At 75.3% G+C, this 18,839-nt stretch carries 15 protein-coding genes; 3 read left to right on the plus strand and 12 right to left on the minus strand.

Features of this window, described 5'->3' with window-relative positions:
- Positions 1 to 78: 78 nt before the first annotated feature.
- The 6 genes from AC0B61_RS31320 to eccB form a co-directional block, all read right to left on the minus strand.
- Positions 79 to 1,353 (minus strand): hypothetical protein, encoded by a 1,275-nt coding sequence (locus AC0B61_RS31320; protein WP_471744944.1) that lies wholly within the window; start codon positions 1,351 to 1,353, stop codon positions 79 to 81.
- 42 nt (positions 1,354 to 1,395) lie between these two features.
- Complete coding sequence (locus tag AC0B61_RS31325) at positions 1,396 to 1,938, minus strand: SigE family RNA polymerase sigma factor (RefSeq protein WP_471744946.1); 543 nt, start codon at positions 1,936 to 1,938, stop codon at positions 1,396 to 1,398.
- A gap of 157 nt (positions 1,939 to 2,095) precedes the next feature.
- Positions 2,096 to 3,382, minus strand: a complete 1,287-nt coding sequence (locus AC0B61_RS31330; RefSeq protein WP_471744948.1) for a S8 family serine peptidase — start codon at positions 3,380 to 3,382, stop codon at positions 2,096 to 2,098.
- 100 nt (positions 3,383 to 3,482) lie between these two features.
- Positions 3,483 to 3,776 carry a WXG100 family type VII secretion target gene (locus AC0B61_RS31335; RefSeq protein ID WP_471744950.1) on the minus strand — a complete coding sequence of 98 codons (294 nt, stop codon included), beginning with the start codon at positions 3,774 to 3,776 and terminating at the stop codon, positions 3,483 to 3,485.
- A gap of 138 nt (positions 3,777 to 3,914) precedes the next feature.
- Positions 3,915 to 4,220 (minus strand): WXG100 family type VII secretion target, encoded by a 306-nt coding sequence (locus AC0B61_RS31340; RefSeq protein ID WP_030062514.1) that lies wholly within the window; start codon positions 4,218 to 4,220, stop codon positions 3,915 to 3,917.
- Positions 4,221 to 4,401: 181 nt separating this feature from the next.
- A complete protein-coding gene (gene eccB, locus AC0B61_RS31345; RefSeq protein WP_471744952.1) occupies positions 4,402 to 6,081 on the minus strand; it encodes a type VII secretion protein EccB in 1,680 nt (559 codons plus the stop codon).
- A gap of 205 nt (positions 6,082 to 6,286) precedes the next feature.
- On the opposite strand from eccB, the gene eccE reads away from it, so the two are divergent.
- The 3 genes from eccE to AC0B61_RS31360 all read left to right on the plus strand — a co-directional run bounded on the left by eccE (position 6,287) and on the right by AC0B61_RS31360 (position 10,802).
- Positions 6,287 to 7,693 (plus strand): type VII secretion protein EccE, encoded by a 1,407-nt coding sequence (gene eccE / locus AC0B61_RS31350; RefSeq protein WP_471744954.1) that lies wholly within the window; start codon positions 6,287 to 6,289, stop codon positions 7,691 to 7,693.
- Positions 7,693 to 8,460, plus strand: coding sequence for a hypothetical protein (locus AC0B61_RS31355; protein WP_471744956.1), 768 nt, complete (start codon positions 7,693 to 7,695; stop codon positions 8,458 to 8,460). The genes eccE and AC0B61_RS31355 overlap by 1 nt, the downstream gene beginning before the upstream one ends.
- A 131-nt stretch (positions 8,461 to 8,591) precedes the next feature.
- A complete protein-coding gene (locus AC0B61_RS31360) occupies positions 8,592 to 10,802 on the plus strand; it encodes a MinD/ParA family ATP-binding protein (protein WP_471744958.1) in 2,211 nt (736 codons plus the stop codon).
- Positions 10,803 to 10,860: 58 nt separating this feature from the next.
- Here AC0B61_RS31360 and AC0B61_RS31365 read toward each other — a convergent pair whose 3' ends face one another.
- The 6 genes from AC0B61_RS31365 to AC0B61_RS31390 all read right to left on the minus strand — a co-directional run bounded on the left by AC0B61_RS31365 (position 10,861) and on the right by AC0B61_RS31390 (position 18,737).
- Positions 10,861 to 11,850, minus strand: coding sequence for a bifunctional riboflavin kinase/FAD synthetase (locus tag AC0B61_RS31365; RefSeq protein WP_471744960.1), 990 nt, complete (start codon positions 11,848 to 11,850; stop codon positions 10,861 to 10,863).
- 64 nt (positions 11,851 to 11,914) lie between these two features.
- Positions 11,915 to 15,577: a serine protease gene (locus AC0B61_RS31370; RefSeq protein ID WP_471744962.1), complete on the minus strand. Its 3,663-nt coding sequence runs from the start codon at positions 15,575 to 15,577 to the stop codon at positions 11,915 to 11,917.
- Between the two features lie 198 nt (positions 15,578 to 15,775).
- Positions 15,776 to 16,705 carry a tRNA pseudouridine(55) synthase TruB gene (gene truB, locus AC0B61_RS31375; RefSeq protein WP_471744963.1) on the minus strand — a complete coding sequence of 310 codons (930 nt, stop codon included), beginning with the start codon at positions 16,703 to 16,705 and terminating at the stop codon, positions 15,776 to 15,778.
- 35 nt (positions 16,706 to 16,740) lie between these two features.
- A complete protein-coding gene (locus AC0B61_RS31380; RefSeq protein WP_471744965.1) occupies positions 16,741 to 17,844 on the minus strand; it encodes a DHH family phosphoesterase in 1,104 nt (367 codons plus the stop codon).
- 2 nt (positions 17,845 to 17,846) lie between these two features.
- Entirely contained in the window at positions 17,847 to 18,287 is a 441-nt protein-coding gene (gene rbfA / locus AC0B61_RS31385) for a 30S ribosome-binding factor RbfA (RefSeq protein WP_030245468.1), read from the minus strand.
- A gap of 153 nt (positions 18,288 to 18,440) precedes the next feature.
- The gene (locus tag AC0B61_RS31390) at positions 18,441 to 18,737 is read right to left on the minus strand and encodes a DUF503 domain-containing protein (RefSeq protein WP_360019478.1); all 297 of its coding nucleotides are present in this window, start codon (positions 18,735 to 18,737) and stop codon (positions 18,441 to 18,443) included.
- Between the last annotated feature and the right edge of the window lie 102 nt (positions 18,738 to 18,839).

Below are 18,839 nucleotides of genomic sequence, written 5' to 3' on the forward strand. Positions count from 1 at the left end.
CCGGGCCTCCCCAGCCCGGGGCACCGCCACGTCCGCGTCGCTACCGTCCGCGTCGCTGCTTCTGCACTGTCCGCGTCGCTACTTCTTCGTCCTCCACTCCGGGCTGGTGGCGATCGCCTTCAGCTGGTCCGGCGTGAGCAGCGGCTTGCCGGTCGGCCCCTGGGCGACCATGACGCGCAGGTCCCCCCGCAGGACGTCCGCCATCGGCGGGTTCTTCGGATCGGGCGTGCCCAGGCCGTAGAGCTTGAGCCTGCCCCCGTCGGGAAGGACGGTCGCGCCCTCGAACAGCTGGTCCGTCGTCGGGTCGCCCGGCACCAGGAGCAGCTTCTGCACCCTCAGGACCAGCGATCCGGCGGTCGTCCCCTGGGCCAGCCGGACGTTCGCGAAGACGTCGTTGCCGTCGATCTGGGTCACGGTCACGCCGGCCGGCAGCAGCTTGGCCAGCAGGGCCTTGCGGTCGTCCAGGGACAGGCCGGTGTCCTGCCCCGCGTAGTCGGTCCCGTCGTACTGGACCGCCGCGACGATCCGGTCCCAGGACTTGTCGGTGACGATCGCCTTCAGCTGCTCCGGGGTGAGCGGCGGGTTGGGGCGGCTGTCCGGCGCAAACTTCTCCTGCGACGCGTTCCACTCGCTGACCGTGATCTCCCGACCGTCCGGCCCGGTCAGCACCGCCATCCACTCCTTGGTGTCGGCGCGGTGGTCCGGGTACTCGTAGCCCCGGCTGAGGTACAACCGGGAGCCGTCCGCCAGGGTGGTGACCGAGCAGGAGTCGATCCGGACGGTCTTCGGGTCCGGGCAGCTGCGGTCCTGGGACTGGCCCTTGCGGTGCTTCTGGATCGCGATCGAGACGAGCGACCTGCCCTGACCGTCGTCGAACACCAGGTCCGCGCCCGCGAAGGTGCCCTTGAGCGCGCGGTCGTCGGTCCCGCGGCCCTTGGCGTCGGTGGTCCCGCCCTTGGGGAGGAGGGCCCGGAAGGCGGCCAGCACCTCGTCGCCGGTGACCACCGCCGTGGCCGCCGTGGCCGCCGAGACGGACGCGGACGGCGCGGAGGCCGGTGCCACCGAGCCGGTGCCGGTACTGGTGCCGGTACCGCTGCCTGCCACCGTGGACGGGACGGACGCGGCCACCGCGCCCCGGTCCGCCGACGCCCCGGTCAGGTACACCGCGCCGGTGCCCACCAGGGCCAGCGCGGCCGCGCCGCCCACCACGGCGGCCGTCGAACGGCGGCGCCAGCGGCCGCGGCCGCGCCGGTAGCCGCCCGCGACCAGGTCGGCCGGCTCGGTGCGGAAGCCTTCACCCGTGCGGGTGAGGGCGTAGAGAAGATCGTCCTCGAACTTGTCCGGTTCGGACATGGGTGTTCACCGTCTCCTTGCGTGGCGGGTTCCGAGAGGTGGTCAGCGCGCGGCGAGCTCGGCCAGCGAATCGCCGAGCAGGGTGCGCAGCCGGGCCAGCGCCCGGGTCGTACGGGTGCGGACGGCGCCGGAGGAGACCCGCATGACCTCGGCGGTCTCCTCGACGCTGCGGTCCTCCCAGTAGCGCAGCACCAGGACCGCGCGGTCCTTGGGCGGCATCCGGCCGAGCGCGTCGAGGAGGGTCAGCCGCAGGCTGCTGTCGGCCTCCTGCCCGGCCCGCTCCGGCAGGGCCCGGGTGGGGCGCTCACCGCTGGAGCGGCGGCGCTGCTGGGCCAGGAAGGTGCGCACCATGACGGTGTGGGTGTAGGCCGCCGGATTGAGGATCCGGCTGCGGCCGCCGGTGAAGGCGCTGCGCCGCCAGAGCACGTACATCCGGCTGAGGGCCTCCTGGACGAGGTCCTCGGCGTAGTGGGTGTCGCCGCTGGTCAGCAGGCAGGCCGAGCGGTACAGGTGGCCGGTGCGCCCGGCGACGAGTTCCAGGAACTCGGCGTCCTTGGCCTCCCGGCCGGTCCCGATCCGCCCCATGCGTGCTGCCCCCGTGGTCCGCCCTCCCTGACACTTCATCGATGCGGTGGGCGGGCGGCGGTGTTACAGCCGTTGCGGCAGAGATTTCGGGACTCGGGACTTTCGGCACAGGGCTTTCGGGCTGTGCTCCCGGGACAGGGCTTCCGGGACGTCCGGGTCAGTCGGCGGACTTGCGCCGGTGGTCGCGCAGCACCACGCCGCCGCCGATCAGCAGGGCGACCAGCAGCACGCCGACCCCGAGGACGTACGTCGCGGTGCGGCCGTCGCGGTCGGCCTGGGTCTCGCCGAGGCCCACCGGCCGCGGCACGATCGGGGCGGAGGCGAGCTGCACCGGGGCGTCCGGGGTGGCGGTGGGCGGCGCCACGTCGGGGGCCTTGGTGACGGCCTTGACCGGGTCCACCACGCCCCAGCCGACGAACCGGTCCGGGTCGCGCTGGGTGCGTTGGGCGGTCTGCTCGATCCAGGCCCGCACCTGGGCCGGCTTCCAGCCCGGGTGGGCGCCGACCAGCAGCGCGGCGAGCCCGGAGACGTACGGGGCGGCGAAGCTGGTGCCGTTGTCCACGCACTGGCCGCTCCCGGGCACGGTGGACAGCATGTCGACACCAGGCGCGGCGACCTTCACGAAGGAGCCGTACTGGGAGAACGGGGCGCGCTCGTTGTTGCGGTCCGAGGCGCCGACGGCCAGCACGGTCGGGAAGGCGCCCGGATAGGTGTCACCCTCCTTGCCGTCGTTCCCGGTGGAGGCGACCACCACGGCGCCGGCCAGCTCGGCGGCCTCGATCTCGGCCTTCAGCTCCTGGTAGCCGCCGAAGTGGGCGTCGCCCGCGCCGCGCACGTCCTGGGAGATGTTGATGACCTTGGCCTTGGCCGCGACCGCCTCGTGGATGGCCTTCACGAGCGTGGCGACGTCGCCGTTGCCGTCGCTGTCGTTCTGCCGGATCGAGAGGATCTGGGCGTCGGGGGCCAGCCCGACGAAGCCGGTCTGGTCGCTTTTGCGGGCCGCGATGATGCCGGCCACCTTGGTGCCGTGGCCGACCGGGTCCTCGACGGACCTGCCCGGGATCGGTTCCTTGGTCTCCCGGTTGACCAGCAGGTTGGAACCCTCCTGGACCTTGTCGACCGGCGGCGGGGGGTTCTTGTCGACGGCCGGGTCGGTGGCCGGCACCTGGCCGGCCAGCTGCGGGTTGGTCCGGTCGACGCCGGTGTCGATGACCGCGACCTTCACGCCCTTGCCCGTGGTCTTCCCGCCCTGCCACAGCTCGCCCAGCAGCAGGCGCTGCAGCGACCACGGCACGGTCTGCACGTCGGGCGCGTTCTTGGGGCAGTCCCCCGCGGCGGCCAGCCCGGGCCCGCCGTCGGCGTACGCCGGGGCGGCGAGCGGGCCGCCCAGCACCGCCAGCGCGGCCAGTGCCGCGGCCGCCTTCCGGTACCCGCGTCCGGACACCCTGCCACCCCTCATGTCGTCCACCCGTGCCGCGCGCCGAGGGGCGGGTGCCCGGAGTCCGGGTACCCGCCCCCTGTCGTTCCCCCTGGGGAACGCGTCGTCAGTGCTGCCAGAGCTTGGCGTTGTTGTTCTCGGTCGTCTTGTAGCTCTGCGCGGCGTTGTCCAGCGAGGTCGCGATCTGCGAGCAGACCTGCTGCAGGTCCTTGGCGCGGTCGTCCCAGACCTTCTGGTGGGCCTGGTAGCCCTCCTGGGCGACGCCCTGCCAGCTGGAGGCGATGCGCGTGACGTTGCCCTTGAGGTCGTTCAGCAGGTGGTCGATGCGGCCCGCCGAGGCCCGCACCTCCTCGGCCGCGTGGTGAACGGTCTCGAAGTTGACGAGAATGTGGTCGGACACGTTGTCTCCCTTGACGAGGGTGCGGGGCGTCCTGCGGTCAGTGGCGGACGCCCCGCCGAGCGGTGGATCGGAACAGACCGGTGATCGGCGCGGGTGCGGCGACCAGCCGGGATACGGCGATCAGCGCGGGTTCGGCGATCAGCCCTGGGCGGTGGAGAACATCGCCTTCTGCTCTTCTTCGGTGCTCGCGTAGTGCTTGGTGGTCTGCTCGATCGCGTGCTTGATCGCGTTCAGCGACTCCTTGAGCTTCGCGATGTCGTCGTTGACCTTGTTCTGCAGGTTCGTGTAGGCGGTCGCCGCCTGGCCCTGCCAGCCACCGGTGATGCCCGAGACCGTGCTGATGAGCTTGGTCCGCTCAGCCTCGATCTTGCCGATGGCCTCTTCGATCTGCTTGGCGAAAGCCAGCATCTCCTGAGCGGTCATCGTGAACTGACCCTGAGCCATGCTCCACCGTCCCCCATGAGACAACATGCGTATGCGGAGGGCCCTGCGGGCCCCGACCGCCGCATCACCCGTGTGATGCCCAGCAGCACTGTAGTCGGCACACGCAGCCCGCCCAACACCGAGCACTGAGTAGTTACCAGACCATGACACTGCGGCCAAATCCACTGCCGCGCTTGGTCGGTCAGGCGTTCTGCGGCTGGGCGGCGCTCTTCGCGGTCAGCGGCGGGCCGGCCGGCACCAGGTCCGACCACTCGTGCGGCACCGGCAGCGGCTGGACCCCCTGGTAGCCCAACCGGGCCTGGTTGCCGCCGGGTTCGTCCGGCTGCTGACCGCCCTGCTGGTCCGGCGCGCCGGGGGCCGGCGTGCTCGGCTGCGGCGCGGGCTGCTTCGGGGCACCGCCCTGCCCGGGCTGCGGCGTGGGGGTGGCGTGGCCGCCGTCGCCGTTGGACGGGACGGCGTAGCGCAACCCGGTCTCGGTGATCAGGTAGTCGGTGCCGGAGCCGCCGGTGCTGTTGTCCAGCGAGCGGTAGAACAGCCCGTGCCCGGGGGTCACGTACCCGGCCCCGGCGCCGTTGTTGTACGGCGCGGGGTACGAAGTCCCGGCCCACACACTGCGTTTGGGCGTACGGCCGTCCTCGGCGACGCCGTCGAAGGTGCTGCACACGACCAGCCGGGCGTCCTGACGGTCCTGCCAGTTGTTCACCGGGGCACCGGACTTCAGCGGCCAGTCCGCCGGTGTGTCCGGCAGCCGGACGTCGCCGCCCGACAGGGAGTTGTCGGCCGGGGTCATCTCGTCGCTGCGCGGCTTCTTGTCCTGGTCGTACTTGTAGAGCACCTGGTAGGCCGGGTTCTGCCGGATCAGCTCCGCCTGGAACGGGGTGACCAGGTAGAGCTGGTCCTTGCCGACCACGTAGTGGCGGTCCTGGTAGTGCACCAGCCGGCCGATCCGGCGGTCGGCCGCGTTCTCCAGCTTCACCGTGGAGTTGGCGCCCTGGGTGTCGGCCATGCCGTCGACCTTCGGGAAGGTGACCGGGGTGCCGCTCACCAGGGTGTCGAGCCACTCCCGCTTGACCCGCTGCGGCACCGCGTTCGGCCCGAACACCGCGGTGACCAGCGCCTTGCGCTCCTTGTCGTCCGACTGCGGGGAGCCGATCTCGTGCTTGCGGCCCTGCGCGTCGACCAGGAAGACCTTCGCGCCCGCGGCGGCCGGCTGGCCCGGCGCCGGTGAGGCCGACACCTGCTGCTCGTCGGCCTGCTGCACCAGCATCAGCTGGTCCTGGCCGAGCATCCGGTCCTTCGCCGCCAGCGCCGCCGCGTCCGCGCCGGCCGCCACGAACACCGCCTGGTTGACGGTCTCCTGCTTCTCGTCCGAGCCCGGGCGGTCACAGACCGCCCACTTCATCGACTGGCTCGCGTTGTCCTTGGTCGGCAGCTTGTCCGGCGCGTACGGGATGCCGATCGTCGGGCCGTGGTTGGGGTACCGGTCGAGCACCCCGTCGTCGACCACCACGACCTTGGCGTCGGCCGGCAGCACCAGCCGCGCCGACGACATGTTGAGCACCTGGTGCAGCCGCTTCGTCTTGTTGTCCGGGTCGGTCAGCACCACGTACCGGGTGGTCGACTGCTTGCCCTGGATGATGTTCCTGCCGTCGTCCCACTTCACCGGCGCACTCGGCTTGAACACCCCCCAGAGCCCGAACCCGGCCACGACCACCACCCCGGCCAGGACACTCGGCAGCACCGCCTTCACCGGACGCGGCGCGTCCTCGTCGCTGCCGCCGCCGGCAGGCAGCAGGAACGCGCCCACCGTCCGCTTGCGGGCGAAGGTGTACGCGTTCAGCTCGTCCCGGCGCGATGCCATCCTCGTCGTCCCCCTTGTCGGACCTGTCAGACCTGTCAGACCTCGTCGGCCGCTGCCGGACCGACCCGCACCCGCGGTCCACCCGCCGGGCGCGAACCGGCGCGAACCCTCTACGATGCGGCAGCAGACGGTGAGTACGGTACGGGTACGGTCCGCGAACCAGCCAGTCGGGCCGCGACCACGGATCAGAGAGGGCCACCGGGGGATGCCAAGCCAGACCGCTCCAGGACGCCGCCGCAGCACGGGCGGCGGGAGGTCGCGCCGGGCCGGCCGGGCGCAGCACGCCGGCCCGCCGGCCGCCGGGGCCGGGCCCGCCCGCCCGCAGCCGGACCCGGGCGGCGGCGCCGTCCAGGTCCGCGTCAACCCCCGACCCGGGCTGCTCGGCGGCCGGTTGAAACTCCAGCAGCTCGTCCTGATCGAGGTCGCGGCGGCCCTGGTCGCGGTCGGCTGGACGATCAGCCGCCCGGTCACGGCCGGCTTCGGCGCCGTCGCCCTGGTCCTGGTCGTCCTCGCGGTCGTCCCGCTGCGCGGGCGGACCATCCCGGAGCTGCTGCGGGTGCGCTCCGCCCTCAAGTCCCGCCGCAGGAAGGCCCGGACGCTGCTGCCGCCGGTCGGCACCGACCCGGCACTGGCACCGGCGCTGGAACTCGAACCGGGGCTGCGCACCTGCACCCACGCCACCGAGGCCGAGTTCGGCGGCCGCCCGGTCCGCCGGGAGACCGGCATGGTGGGCGACGGCACCTTCCTCAGCTCGGTGCTGCTCGTCCAGGCCAAGGACCAGCCGCTGCGCCCGGTGCGCACCGCGCTGCCGCTGCCGCTGGACGTCGTCTGCTCGGCGCTCACGGTGGACGACATCACCCTGGAGTCGGTGCAGTTGGTCCAGCACACCCAGCCCGCCCCGGCCCCGCACCTGCCCGAGCAGTCGCTGGCCGCCCGCGCCTACCGCGAACTGCCGGACGGCACCTCCACCCCCGGGCTGCGGCTGACCTGGGTCGCCCTCAAGCTCGACCCGGAGCGCGCGGCGACCGCCGTCCGGGCCCGCGGCGGCGGCGAGGAGGGCGCCCGCAAGGCGCTGCAGCGGGTGACCGACCAACTGGCCGGGCGGCTCAACAGCGCCGGGTTCAACGCGACCGTGCTGGACGAGCGCGAACTGATCGCCGCCCTGGCCATCTCCGCCTGTGCCAACCCGATCGCGGTGGCCGGCCGCCAGGGCACCGGCAGCGGCGGCGGCACCACCCGCCGCACCCAGGAGGGCAACCGGTTCTGGCGGATCGACGACCGCTGGCACACCACCTACGGGATCTCCCGCTGGCCGCAGCTCAGCCGCCCCGGCGGCGCCCCCGGCCGGATCGCCGCGCCGGACCTGGTCAACCTGATCACCGGCTCGCCGGCCCTCGCCAGCACCTTCAGCCTGACCGCCGGGCACGGCACCGGCGGCTCGGTCACCGTCAGCGGACACCTGCGGGTGACCGGGCGCAGCGAGAGCGAGGTCGGACTGGTCGGCCGCCAGGTGGAGACCAGGGCGCAGAGCGCCGGCCTCGGCCTCGTCCGGCTCGACCTGGAGCAGGCCCCCGGCATGCTCGCCACCCTGCCACTGGGAGGAGCGTCCTGATGGCGTACCAGACCTATCCGGCCCTCGGCCCGCAGCCCGGCGGCGAACAGCACCGGGCGCGGCCGCGGATCCTGCCCGGCTTCGGCCTGCGCGGCCCCCGCCGGGAGAAGCACGTCCTGGAGCCGGCCGACCTCGCCGCCCTGGCCTTCCCGGTCGGCGACGACGGCGTGGTCATCGGCGTCGACCCGCAGGGACTGCCCGCGGTGCTCGGACTCTTCCGCCCCAGCGCGTACGACCTGGTGCTGGTCGGCGGCATGTGGACGGCGCAGATCATCGCGCTGCGGGCCGCCGCGATCGGTGCCCGGGTCGCGGTGGAGACCGCCCGCGGCCAGCTCTGGGGCCCGATGGCGCAGGCCGCCGGCGGCGGTCAGCCGTGCGTGACGGTCCACCAGGTCGGCCGGCTGGGGCCGCAGGGCGCCTCGGTGGCCTCGCCGGTGCTGGTGGTGCGCGACCTCGGCGCCCGCCCGCCGCGCAGCCGGCTCTCCGCCGCGCCCTGGCAGACCACCCTGACGCTGCTGCCGTACCTGGGCCCGAACGCCGCCCGGGTGCTGAACGCCGCCGACCTGGTCGGCGTGCAGCGGATCTCCCCCCAGGAGGCGGAGCTGACCGGCCGGGTGCTGTCGCTCCCGGCGCAGGACGTGGCCACACTGCCCACCCTCGGCGACGACCTCACCCTGTGGGCGACCCGGATGCGGCGCCAGTACGTACGGGCCGTGGCCGGGCAGGCCGAGCAGCAGGTGCTCGGCGGTCCGCGACGGATGGACTGAGCGGCGGCTCGCCGCACCCGGCGGGCCGCCGTGGAACCGAAGCCGCCTTCAACGGGGGTTGCCGTACGGCCTAGTCTGTGATGCGGCAACGGCACCGCTGAGCAAGCGGCGGCGAACACGAGGGAGCCAGAGTGAGCAGCGATCGGGACGGCGTCTACGTCGGCGACAACGCGGCGGAGGACGACGACGACTGGTCGGACGCGCCTGACTACACTCCCCCGTCCTGGTACGTGCAGACCGAGACGCCGGCGGCCTCGGCTCCGGCTCCGGCTCCGGCCGCGTCGGCGGCTCCTCCGGTGGGCCCGCCCGTCGGCGTGCCCGCTGCGGAGGCCGCGCCGCACGCGCAGGCTCCGGGCGTGGCGGACGCTCCGGCCCACGGCCCGGCCCACGGCCCGGCCGAGGCCGAGGCTCCTCCGGTCGTCCCGGTCCTGCCGGCCGCGCCCGTCGCGCCGGGGCCGTCGGCGCCTCCGGTGCAGGCCGAGGCGCAGCACGTCCCGTTCCCGGCGGCTCCCCCGATGACGGCCCCCCTCCCTGCGCCCGTCCCTGCGCCCGCCCCCGCGCCCGCCCCCGCCGCCGAGCAGCCGCCCGCCGCCGCCCCCGCCTGGCCTCCGGCGGAGGCCCTCGCCCAGCCGCCCGCACCCCAGCCGTACCCGGCGCCGGCCCCGGCTCCCACGGCGGCCGCGCAGCACCCGCAGCCCGGCCCCCCGCAGTCCTTCGCACAGCCGCCCGCCCAGCCGGTCCCGCCGCAGCACCCGCAGGACCCGCAGCCCGCGTGGGATCCGCAGGCCGCCTGGGCGGCCCAGCTCCAGGCCCAGCCGGCCGCCACCGCCGAGCCGCAGCCCGCGCCGGCCCAGCCGCAGCAGCCGCAACCGCCCCAGCCCGGCCCGGTGGATCCGCGCCAGGGCGGCTGGCCCCAGCCCGCCGCGTACCAGCAGCCGGGCCAGCCCGGACAGCCCCAGACCGGGCAGCCCCAGACCGCGTATCCGCAGCCCCAGCTGCAGCAGCCCGTCCAGCCGCAGCAGCCGCAGCAGCCGCAGCACCCGGGCCCCGCGCAGCAGTGGCAGCAGCCGCAAGTCCCGCAGCCTGCCGCGTTCCAGCAGTCCGCCGCCCCGCAGCAGACCGCGCACGGCGCGCCGCTGGGCTACACCGCCGCCGTCGAGCTGTCCTCGGACCGGCTGCTGCGCAGCCAGCCCAAGCAGCAGCGCCAGCAGCCGCGCTTCCAGTTCGGCGGCAAGGCCGCGGCGGCCGAGAAGGCCCGCCGGCTGGAGATCATCCGCACCCCGGTCATGAGCTGCTACCGGATCGCCGTGATCAGCCTCAAGGGCGGGGTCGGCAAGACCACGACCACCACCGCGCTCGGCGCGACCCTGGCCAGCGAGCGCCAGGACAAGGTGATCGCGATCGACGCCAACCCGGACGCCGGCACCCTGGGCCGCCGGGTCAAGCGGCAGACCGGCGCGACCATCCGCGACCTGGTGACGGCGATCCCGCACCTGCGCAGCTACATGGACATCCGTCAGTTCACCTCGCAGGACCTGAACTCGGGCCTGGAGATCCTGGCGAACGACGTCGACCCGGCGGTCTCCACCGCCTTCAACGACTCGGACTACCGCCAGGTCATCGACGTGCTGGGCCGCCAGTACCCGATCATCCTGACCGACTCCGGCACCGGCCTGCTCTACAGCGCGATGCGCGGGGTGCTGGACCTGGCCGACCAGCTGATCATCGTCTCCACCCCCAGCGTGGACGGCGCCTCCAGCGCCTCGACCACCCTGGACTGGCTCTCCGCGCACGGCTACGCCGACCTGGTGCAGCGCAGCATCACGGTCGTCTCCGGGGTGCGCGAGACCAGCAAGATGATCAAGGTCGAGGACATCGTCGCGCACTTCCAGACCCGCTGCCGCGGCGTCGTCGTGGTGCCGTTCGACGAGAGCCTGGCGGCCGGCGCCGAGGTCAACCTCGACATGATGCGGCCCAAGGTCCGCGAGGCGTACTTCGAGCTGGCCACCCTGGTCGGCGAAGACATCGTCCGGGCCCAGCAGGCCGCCGCCCAGCAGTCCTCCTGGCAGCAGCCGCAGGCCCCGCAGCCGCAGCCCTACCAGGCCCAGGGCGCGCAGGCCCCGCCGCCCGCGCCCGGCGCGCCGTGGGCCCCGCAGCCCGGCCAGGCCCCGCCGCCGCCGGCCGGGTACGGCTACCCGCAGCAGCAGCCCTGGGCGCCGCAGCAGGGCGCGCCCGCCCCGCAGCCGGGGCCCGGCTACGGCTACCCGGCCCCCGAGCCGGACGGCTACCAGCCCCCGCCGCCGCCCGGGTACGGCTACCCGCCGCAGGCGCCCCAGCAGTGACGACACGGGAAGGGCCCGCCGGCACCAGGTCGGCGGGCCCTTCCGGCGCTTCCGCGGCTCAGGCGCCGGTGGTGCCGTCGCTGCCGTCGGTGCCGTCGATGTCGTCGGTGCCGTCGGTCAGCTCGCGGGCGCGCTTGACGTCGTCGCCCATCCGGTCCAGCAGCGCCTCGATGGAGTCGAACTTCTCCATCCCGCGCAGGTAGGCCAGGAAGTCCACCGCGACGTGCAGCCCGTACAGGTCCAGGCCGACCCGGTCGATGGCGTACGCCTCGACGGTCCGCGCGGTGCCGTCGAAGGTCGGGTTGGTGCCGACCGAGATCGCCGCCGGCATCCGCTCGCCGTCCGCCGTCAGCCAGCCCGCGTACACCCCGTCGGCGGGGATCGCGCTGTGCGGCACGGTGTCGACGTTGGCGGTCGGGTAGCCCAGCTCGCGGCCGCGCTGCGCGCCGCGCACCACCTCGCCCTCGACCCGGTGCGGGCGGCCCAGCACCTCGTTGGCGCCGGCCATGTCCCCGGTCTCCACCAGCCGGCGGGTCAGGCTGGAGGAGAACGGCTCGCCGTCCCCGGCCGTGCCGCACACCTGCAGGTCGACCACCTCGACCTCGAAGTCGTCCGCCCGGCCCAGCTCGGTGAGCAGCGCGACGTCCCCGGCGGCCCGGTGCCCGAAGCGGAAGTTGGGGCCCTCGATGACGACCCGGGCGTGCAGCGCGTCCACCAGGACCTGCCGGACGAACGTCTCCGGGGACTCCTTCGAGAACTCGGTGGTGAACGGCAGCACCAGCACCGCGTCCACCCCGAGCTCCGCGATCAGCTCGGCGCGGCGCGGGTGCGGCGCGAGCAGCGGCGGGTGGCTGCCCGGGCGGATGACCTCGCGCGGGTGCGGGTCGAAGGTCACCACGACCGAAGGGAGGCCGAGTTCGCGGGCCCGCCCGACCGCCCGCCCGATGATCAGCTGATGCCCGCGGTGCACCCCGTCGAACGAGCCGATGGTGACGACGCTGCGTCCCCAGTCACCGGGGATCTCCTCCAGGCCACACCAGCGCTGCACCTGACCGCTCCTTGTTCCGTACGGCGCGTACCCTCTGTACGCTCAAACGCTCAAACCCGAACCCCTATAGCGTGCCATGCGCCTGCCCGGGCTCCGGCACCGGAATGCGGGTTGGGCGCACCGGCGGCCGCGCGGCCCGCCCGGCCGCGGTCCGATCCGCCTCGGCGGCGGCGTACTGCGGGTCGCGGCCGGCCGCCGCCAGGGCTCGCAGCAGGGTCAGCCGGGGGCCGTCCGGAGCGGTCGGGGCGGCGTCGCGCGGCCAGCGGACGAGCAGCTGGGCGAAGGCCGCGAACCGTCCGGCGCAGCGCACCAGCAGTTCGTCGGCGTCCGGCAGGCCGGGGGTGGCGCGGGCCAGTACCGCGCGGGCGCGGGCGGGTTTCTCGGCCGCGCAGTGCTCGGCGAGCCGTTCCACGGCGGCGGTCAGCACGGCCGGGTCGGCCTCGGTGGCGAGCAGGGTGTCCAGCAGCTCGCAGCGCAGCGCGTCCGCCGCCGGGTCGGCCACGGGGAGGGACAGCACCTCGGCGAACGGCACCCGTGCCGCCGCCGTCCGGGCGGCCAGTGCGGCGCCGAGCAGGACCCGCAGCTCCAGCCGGTCGGCCGGGCCGACGGCGGCGGTGCGCTCCAGCCGGCGGCCGAGGTAGTCGACGGCGACCGGGCCGGCCAGTCCGGGGTGCGCCCGCAGCAGTCGGGCGGCCAGGTCGGCGCCCTGCCGGACGGCCGCCGGGGCGGCGGCGTCGGCGAGCACCCGCAGCGTCTCGGCGGGCGCCGCACCGGGCGCCGTCAGCCGGTCGGCGAGCGCGGCCAGGACGGGCTCCGGGTCGCTCTCCAGGGCCGGGGCGAGCGCCCTCGGGGTCAGGAAGGCGTCGCCGCCCGCCCGGTGCAGGGCGAGCGCGGCCGGGAGGTGTTCGGCCCGGGTCGCCGGATCGCGGACCAGCAGGGCCAGCGCGGCGCCGTGCAGGCCGGGCTCCTCCTCGCGGGCGAGCAGGGTCAGCGCGGCGAACCGCAGCAGCTCGGCCCCGGCACCGGCCGCGTACGGGGCGGTCCGCAGCCCGTGCACGGCCGCCGCGACGTGCCGTTCGGCCCGCCGGTCGTGGCTCCAGCGGTCCACCGCGCGGCACAGCGCGGACGGCTCCTCGGCGGCGAGCACGGTGAGCAGCGCGTCGGCCCGCGGGTGCGCCGCGGCGGCCAGTGCGTCGGCCAACTCGTCCAGGGCGAGCCGCCGGTGGGCGTACAGCAGGTCGTGGGCGAGGTCGGCGACGGTGAGGCACCCGCTGGGGCCGGCCCGGCCCGGCAGGCCGCGCGGGTCGTCGAACCAGGCGCACAGCAGCGGGAACACCGCGACCGGGTCGGCCCGCAGCCGCTCGGCCACCGCGCCGAGGAAGCGCTGCCCGGGGCCGTCGGCGACCACCAGGCGGCGCAGCAGGGCGAGTTCGACCTCGAGGGGCAGGCCGAGCCCGGTCCAGAACGCCGGGCCGAAGCGGCCGAGCCCGGCCGCCGGGAGGGCCGCCACGCCGCCCGGCGCGGCGGCCCGTTCGGCGATCCGACCGGCCAACTGGTCGAGCAGCGCCCGGTGTTCGGCGAGGTCCGGGCTGGCGGCGAGGCCGGCGGTGAGCAGCCGGGCCGCCCACCAGGCGGGTTCGCTGCCGGGCGGGCGCAGGTCCAGGGCGCGCCAGATCCGGTGCAGCCACGGGTCCAGCGCGGGCGCGCCCCAGGTCTCGGCGACCCGGCCCAGGGCGGCGGCGACCGGGCCGATCCGGTGCCGGGGGACGGTGTACGCCCGGGCGGGGGCGCCGGACCGCTCTGCCCCGCTCCCGGTGCCGGGCGCGTCGCCGGACCACGGAGGCGTGTCCTCGTCCTCGCCGAGCAGCAGCCGCAGTGCCGCGTCCAGGTCCAGGTGGAGGCCCTGCAGCCAGTCGGCGAACTCGCCGTGTGCGAACCGGAATCCGGGGCCGGCGGGCACGAACAGGCCGTCGGCGAGCACCGCCGCGGCCCAGCCGCCGTCGGCCGGGAACAGCTCCTCGAAGGCCGCCCGGTCCAGCCCGCCCGGCTCGCTGCCGAGCATCCGCCGGGCCGCCTCGTGGACCCGCCCGGCCACCGCCGCCGCGAGTCGGCGCACCCGCCCGTGCGGCGGTGCGCCGGGCCGGGCGGCGCCGCGCCGGTGGGCGCCGGAGCGTCGCGTCCGGCCGTCGTCGGCCAGCCGCTGGGCCACCCGCAGGCAGCGCAGGTCCAGGTAGGCGCCGAACAGGTCGCCCCGGCACGCCGGCCCGTCCCGCAGCCCCTCGGCCCACAGCTCCCCGGCCAGCCGGACGGCCAGCGGGTGCCGGGCGTCCTCGGCGGCGGTCGGCCGGTCCGGCGGCAGCCCGTACCGCCGGCGCGCCCGTTCGGCGGCGTCTACGGGCAGCGGGCCGAGCCGCTGCCCGGCCAGGCTCGGCGCGCCCGGGCCGCCGCCGTCCATCCGGATGGTGGGGGCGCTGCCCAGGTCGCCGTCCGGGTGCGGCTCCGGGGCGCGGGGTGCGCCCGGCGTGCCGCTGCCCCAGGTCTCGGCCGCCAGGCGCTCCCAGAGCTCCTCCCCGCAGGCGGTCAGCAGCCGCGCGCCGCAGCCGGTGAGCCACTGGCCTGCGCCGCGCAGCCGGCGCGCGTCCAGCGGGGCCGGGGCCTCCTCCGGGCCGTCGAGGACCACCAGCAGCGGCCGCCCGGCCGCCGCGCACAGGGCCGCCACCGGCTCCGGCCCGGGCGCCGGGACGCCGAGCGCGGCCGCGGCGGCGGCCAGCGCCCGCTCGACCGGTTCGGCGAGCGAGCGGTCCTCGGCGCGCAGGTCGGCGCCGCGCAGCCAGAGGGTGGGCAGCGGAGCGGCGGCGCCGGAGCGGCGGACGGCCAGCGCGGCCAGTTCGGTGGAGCGCCCGCTGCCGGGGGCGCCGACCAGCGCGGTGACGGTCGCGGGCGGCTCCTCCCCGGCCAGGCCGTCCGGCCGGTCCACCCGGTCCGCGGCGAGCCCGGCCACCCGGCCCGGTCCGGCCCCGGCGGCGGCGAGCTGGGCGGCGGTCAGCCGCAGCACCCCGGCCAGGTTGAGCGCCGACCCGTAGGCGGGCACGGCCGCCGCGTTGCGGGCCAGCAGCCCGGCCAGCACGTCCGAGACCTCCACCGCCCCCGCGGGGCCGGTCCCCGGGCTCCCTGCCGCCACGGCCGGGAACGCCCCGCCGTGCCGGGGGCCCCGTACGGCGGGCGCGGCCAGTGCGACCACCGCCCCGCTGCGCGCGTCCAGTACGGGCGAGCCGGCCGGCACCGTGACCCCGTCGACCACCGGTACGTCCAGGAGCAGCACCCCGCCCAGCAGGTGCCCGCCGTACGCGGCGCCGGTGAACCCGAGCAGCCCGCAGCGCAGCGCGACCGCCCGGCCGTCCTCGCCCTCCAGCGCGGGCAGCAGCAGCTCGCGCCCCGCCCCGGCCGCGGCCACCGGCAGCGGCGGCACCGGGAGCCCGCCGACGCCGTCGGTGCGCAGCACCGCGAGGCCGTACTGGGGCAGCGGCAGGACGGCGTCCGGGCCGAGCACCCGGGTCTGCCCGCCGGGGGTGTGCAGGACGACCCGGTCCAGCCCGGCCACGCTCTCGTGTGCGGTGAGCACGCCGCCCTGCGGGTCGGCGACGAATCCCAGGCCGTGCAGGCGCCCGTCGAGGTCGCGGATGCGCAGCAGGTACCGCCCCGGATCGCCTTCCGGAAAACCCGGCATCTGTGCCCCCTCGACCGTCGTGCCTCACCGCCGGGAGCCTGCCCGCCGGGAGGGCGGCCCGACCGCGCCTGCGCCGCTCACCACGGGCGTTCACCTCGCGCGCTCCCTCGTGCGGGTGACCTTTCCCGGTCGCCTGGTGGGCCCTGAAAAGGGGGAACCCCCGCCGGAGTCCCGACGGGGGTGGCGAAGCGACCGGACTCAGCCGACGAACACCGCGACCGGCTTCGCCTGCCCGTCCCGCTCCTCGACCAGGGCGAGGAACCGCCCGTCCGGCCCGAACACCGCGATCGGCCCGGCCACGCCCAGCCCGGGCGCCTTGAGCCGGGCGCCGTGCGACAGCTTCTGTGCCGCCGCCTCGTCCAGGTCCCAGCGCGGGAAGGCGGCCGCCGCGGCCGCCCCGATCGGCAGCACCTCCAGCCCGGCCGCGGCGTCGCCGGTGACCGCGGCCTCCAACTGCTCCAGGGTGTGCGCCGACTCGACCCCGTACGGCCCGACCTTGGTGCGCCGCAGCGCGGTCAGGTGCCCGCCGACGCCCAGTCCGGCGCCAAGGTCCCGCGCCAGCGCCCGGATGTAGGTGCCGGAGGAGCACTCGACGGTGACGTCCAGGTCGATCACCGGCGTGCCGTCCTCGGCGACCGCCGCGCGCTGCGCGTGCACGGTGAAGGAGTGGATCGTGGTCGGCCGGGCCGCCAGCTCGAACTCCTCGCCCTCGCGCACCCGCGCGTACGAGCGCTTGCCGTCGATCTTGATCGCGCTGACCTTGGACGGCACCTGCATGATCTCGCCGGTGAGCGCCGCGACCCCGGTGTCGATCGCCTCCCGGGTGACGGCGTCGGCCGGCGCCGAGGAGGTGACCTCGCCCTCCCGGTCGTCGGTGACGGTGGTCTGGCCGAGCCGGATCGTCGCCTCGTACGTCTTGGCGGTCAGCATCAGGTGGCCGAGCAGTCGGGTGGCCCGCTCGACGCCGATCACCAGCACGCCGGTGGCCATCGGGTCCAGGGTGCCGGCGTGCCCGACCTTCCGGGTGCCGGCCAGCCACCGCAGCTTGGCGACGACTCCGTGCGAGGTGATGCCCTCGGGCTTGTCGACGATCACCAGGCCGTCTGGGCCGGTGCCTTTGCGCTTCATCGGGTTCTTTCTCTGAAAAACGACATGCGGGATGCTCAACGTACCGGCAGCAGCGCGTTCCTGAACCGCTCGACCACCGCCGCCACCTCGTCGCGGACGCTGAACCCGGCCGCGAAGACGTGCCCCCCGCCGCCCAGTTCGGCGCAGGCCGCGGCGACGTCCACCGCGCCCTTGGAGCGCGAGGAGCCGCGCAGCGTGCCGTCCGGGTCCTGCTTGAGCACCAGCGCCACCTCGGCCTCGGCCGGGCGGCGCAGGATGTCGATCAGCCCCTCGATCTCCTCGACCGTGACGCTGAACAGCGCCAGGTCCTGGTAGGGCACCCAGGTCCACACCAGGCCCAGCCCGCCGGCCGCCGCCGGCTCGTAGACCGCCCGGTCGAGCGCACCCGCGAGCACCTTGAGGTAGCCGAAGGAGGAGGTGTCCCAGAGCTGCCGGGAGATCAGGTCGTGGCGGATGCCGGTGGCCAGCAGCCGGCCGGCGAGTTCGTGGGTGGCGGGCGTGGTCGCCCGGTACTTGAACGAGCCGGTGTCGGTGGCGACGCCCGTGTAGAGGCAGGTCGCCAGGTCCTGGTCGAGCTCGACGCCGAGGCGGCGCAGCAGCTCGTCGACCAGGACGGCGGTGGCCGGCGCGGTCGGGTCGATCAGCTGGTGGGTGCCGAAGCCCGGGTTGGAGGCGTGGTGGTCGAACACCACCAGGACGGGCGCGGCGAAGGCCTTGTCGTGCAGCAGGCCGAGCCGGCTCTCGGCGGCCACGTCGAAGCAGAGCACCAGCTCGGGCACCTCGGGCACCTCGGCGGCCGGCACGATCAGCTCCTGGCCGGGCAGGAAGGCCAGCGACTCGGGCACGATCTGCGGGTCGTCGCCGAAGGAGACCCGCACCTGCTTGCCGAGCGCGCGCAGGGCCAGCGCGGCGGCCAGCGAGGAGCCCAGCGCGTCGCCGTCCGGGCAGATGTGGCAGATCAGGTCGATCGAGCGGGCCTGACCGATCTCCGTCACCACCTGCTGCCAGAGCAGCTCGAAACCGCTCTCCTCGGCGCGCGGGCCGGGGAGCGCCGCGAGGGCACCCTCCACCGTGCTGGTGGAGGACGCCCCCGTGGTCGATCCGGCTCGCGAGGCGGCCTTCGCCGGCTCACCCGCCATGACTACTCGTCCTCGTCGTCACGCTCGGCCGCCGGGGCCCGGTACGGGTCCACGTCGCCGGCGTAGGTCGCCCCCGCGGCCTGCGTGCGGACCTCGGCGTCGGAGAGCCGGGCCCGGTCGAGCAGGTCGTCGATGTTCCGGGCGTTGTCCGGCAGGGCGTCCGCGACGAAGGTCAGCGACGGCGTGTGGCGCACCCCGATCTTGCCGACCTCGGAGCGGATCACGCCCTTGGCGCTCTCCAGCGCGGCGGCCGTGGCCTCCCGCTCGGTCTCGTCACCGAAGACGGTGTAGAAGACGGTGGCCTCGCGCAGGTCGCCGGTCACCCGGGTGTCGGTGATGGTCACGAACCCCAGTCGCGGGTCCTTGATCCGCCGTTCCAGGGTCTGGGCGACGACCACCTGGATGCGGTCGGCGAGCTTGCGCGCCCTTGCGGTGTCGGTCACGTTGCCTCCTCGTGCAATGGGCCCGGTACCCGGGCGAACTGCGCACCCGTCGGGGCCCACGCCCCAAAATACCGGCCCGCGCCCGGCCTTGCGGGCGCTCTCGGTCCTGATCCGTGTGAGAACGGCGACTTCCGCCGGCCTGCTCCACAGCTCTCATTCGTCGTCGTCGTTGTGGTACCTCCTCCTCGCGGAGAGGAGCTGTACCTCGGGGCGGCCGACGACCAGCCGCTCACAGCTGTCCAGGACCTCGGTGACGTACCCGGCTTCGCCGGAGACCACCGCGAGGCCGATCTCGGCCCGACGGTGCAGGTCCTGGTTCCCGGTCTCGGCAGCGCACACGCTGTACTTGCGCTGCAGTTCGGCCACGATGGGCCGCACGATCGAACGCTTCTCCTTGAGCGAGTGGACGTCGCCCAGCAGCAGGTCGAAGGTGAGTGTTCCCACGAACATGTGTGACAGGTCTCGCCGACCTGGAAGGCCTCGGGGAGCAGCCCGGAACCGGACTGGCTCCGCTACGTCTGACTACCCCGGACCCTACACAGCGAGACCGGG

Source organism: Kitasatospora sp. NPDC023385 (assembly GCF_055664045.1).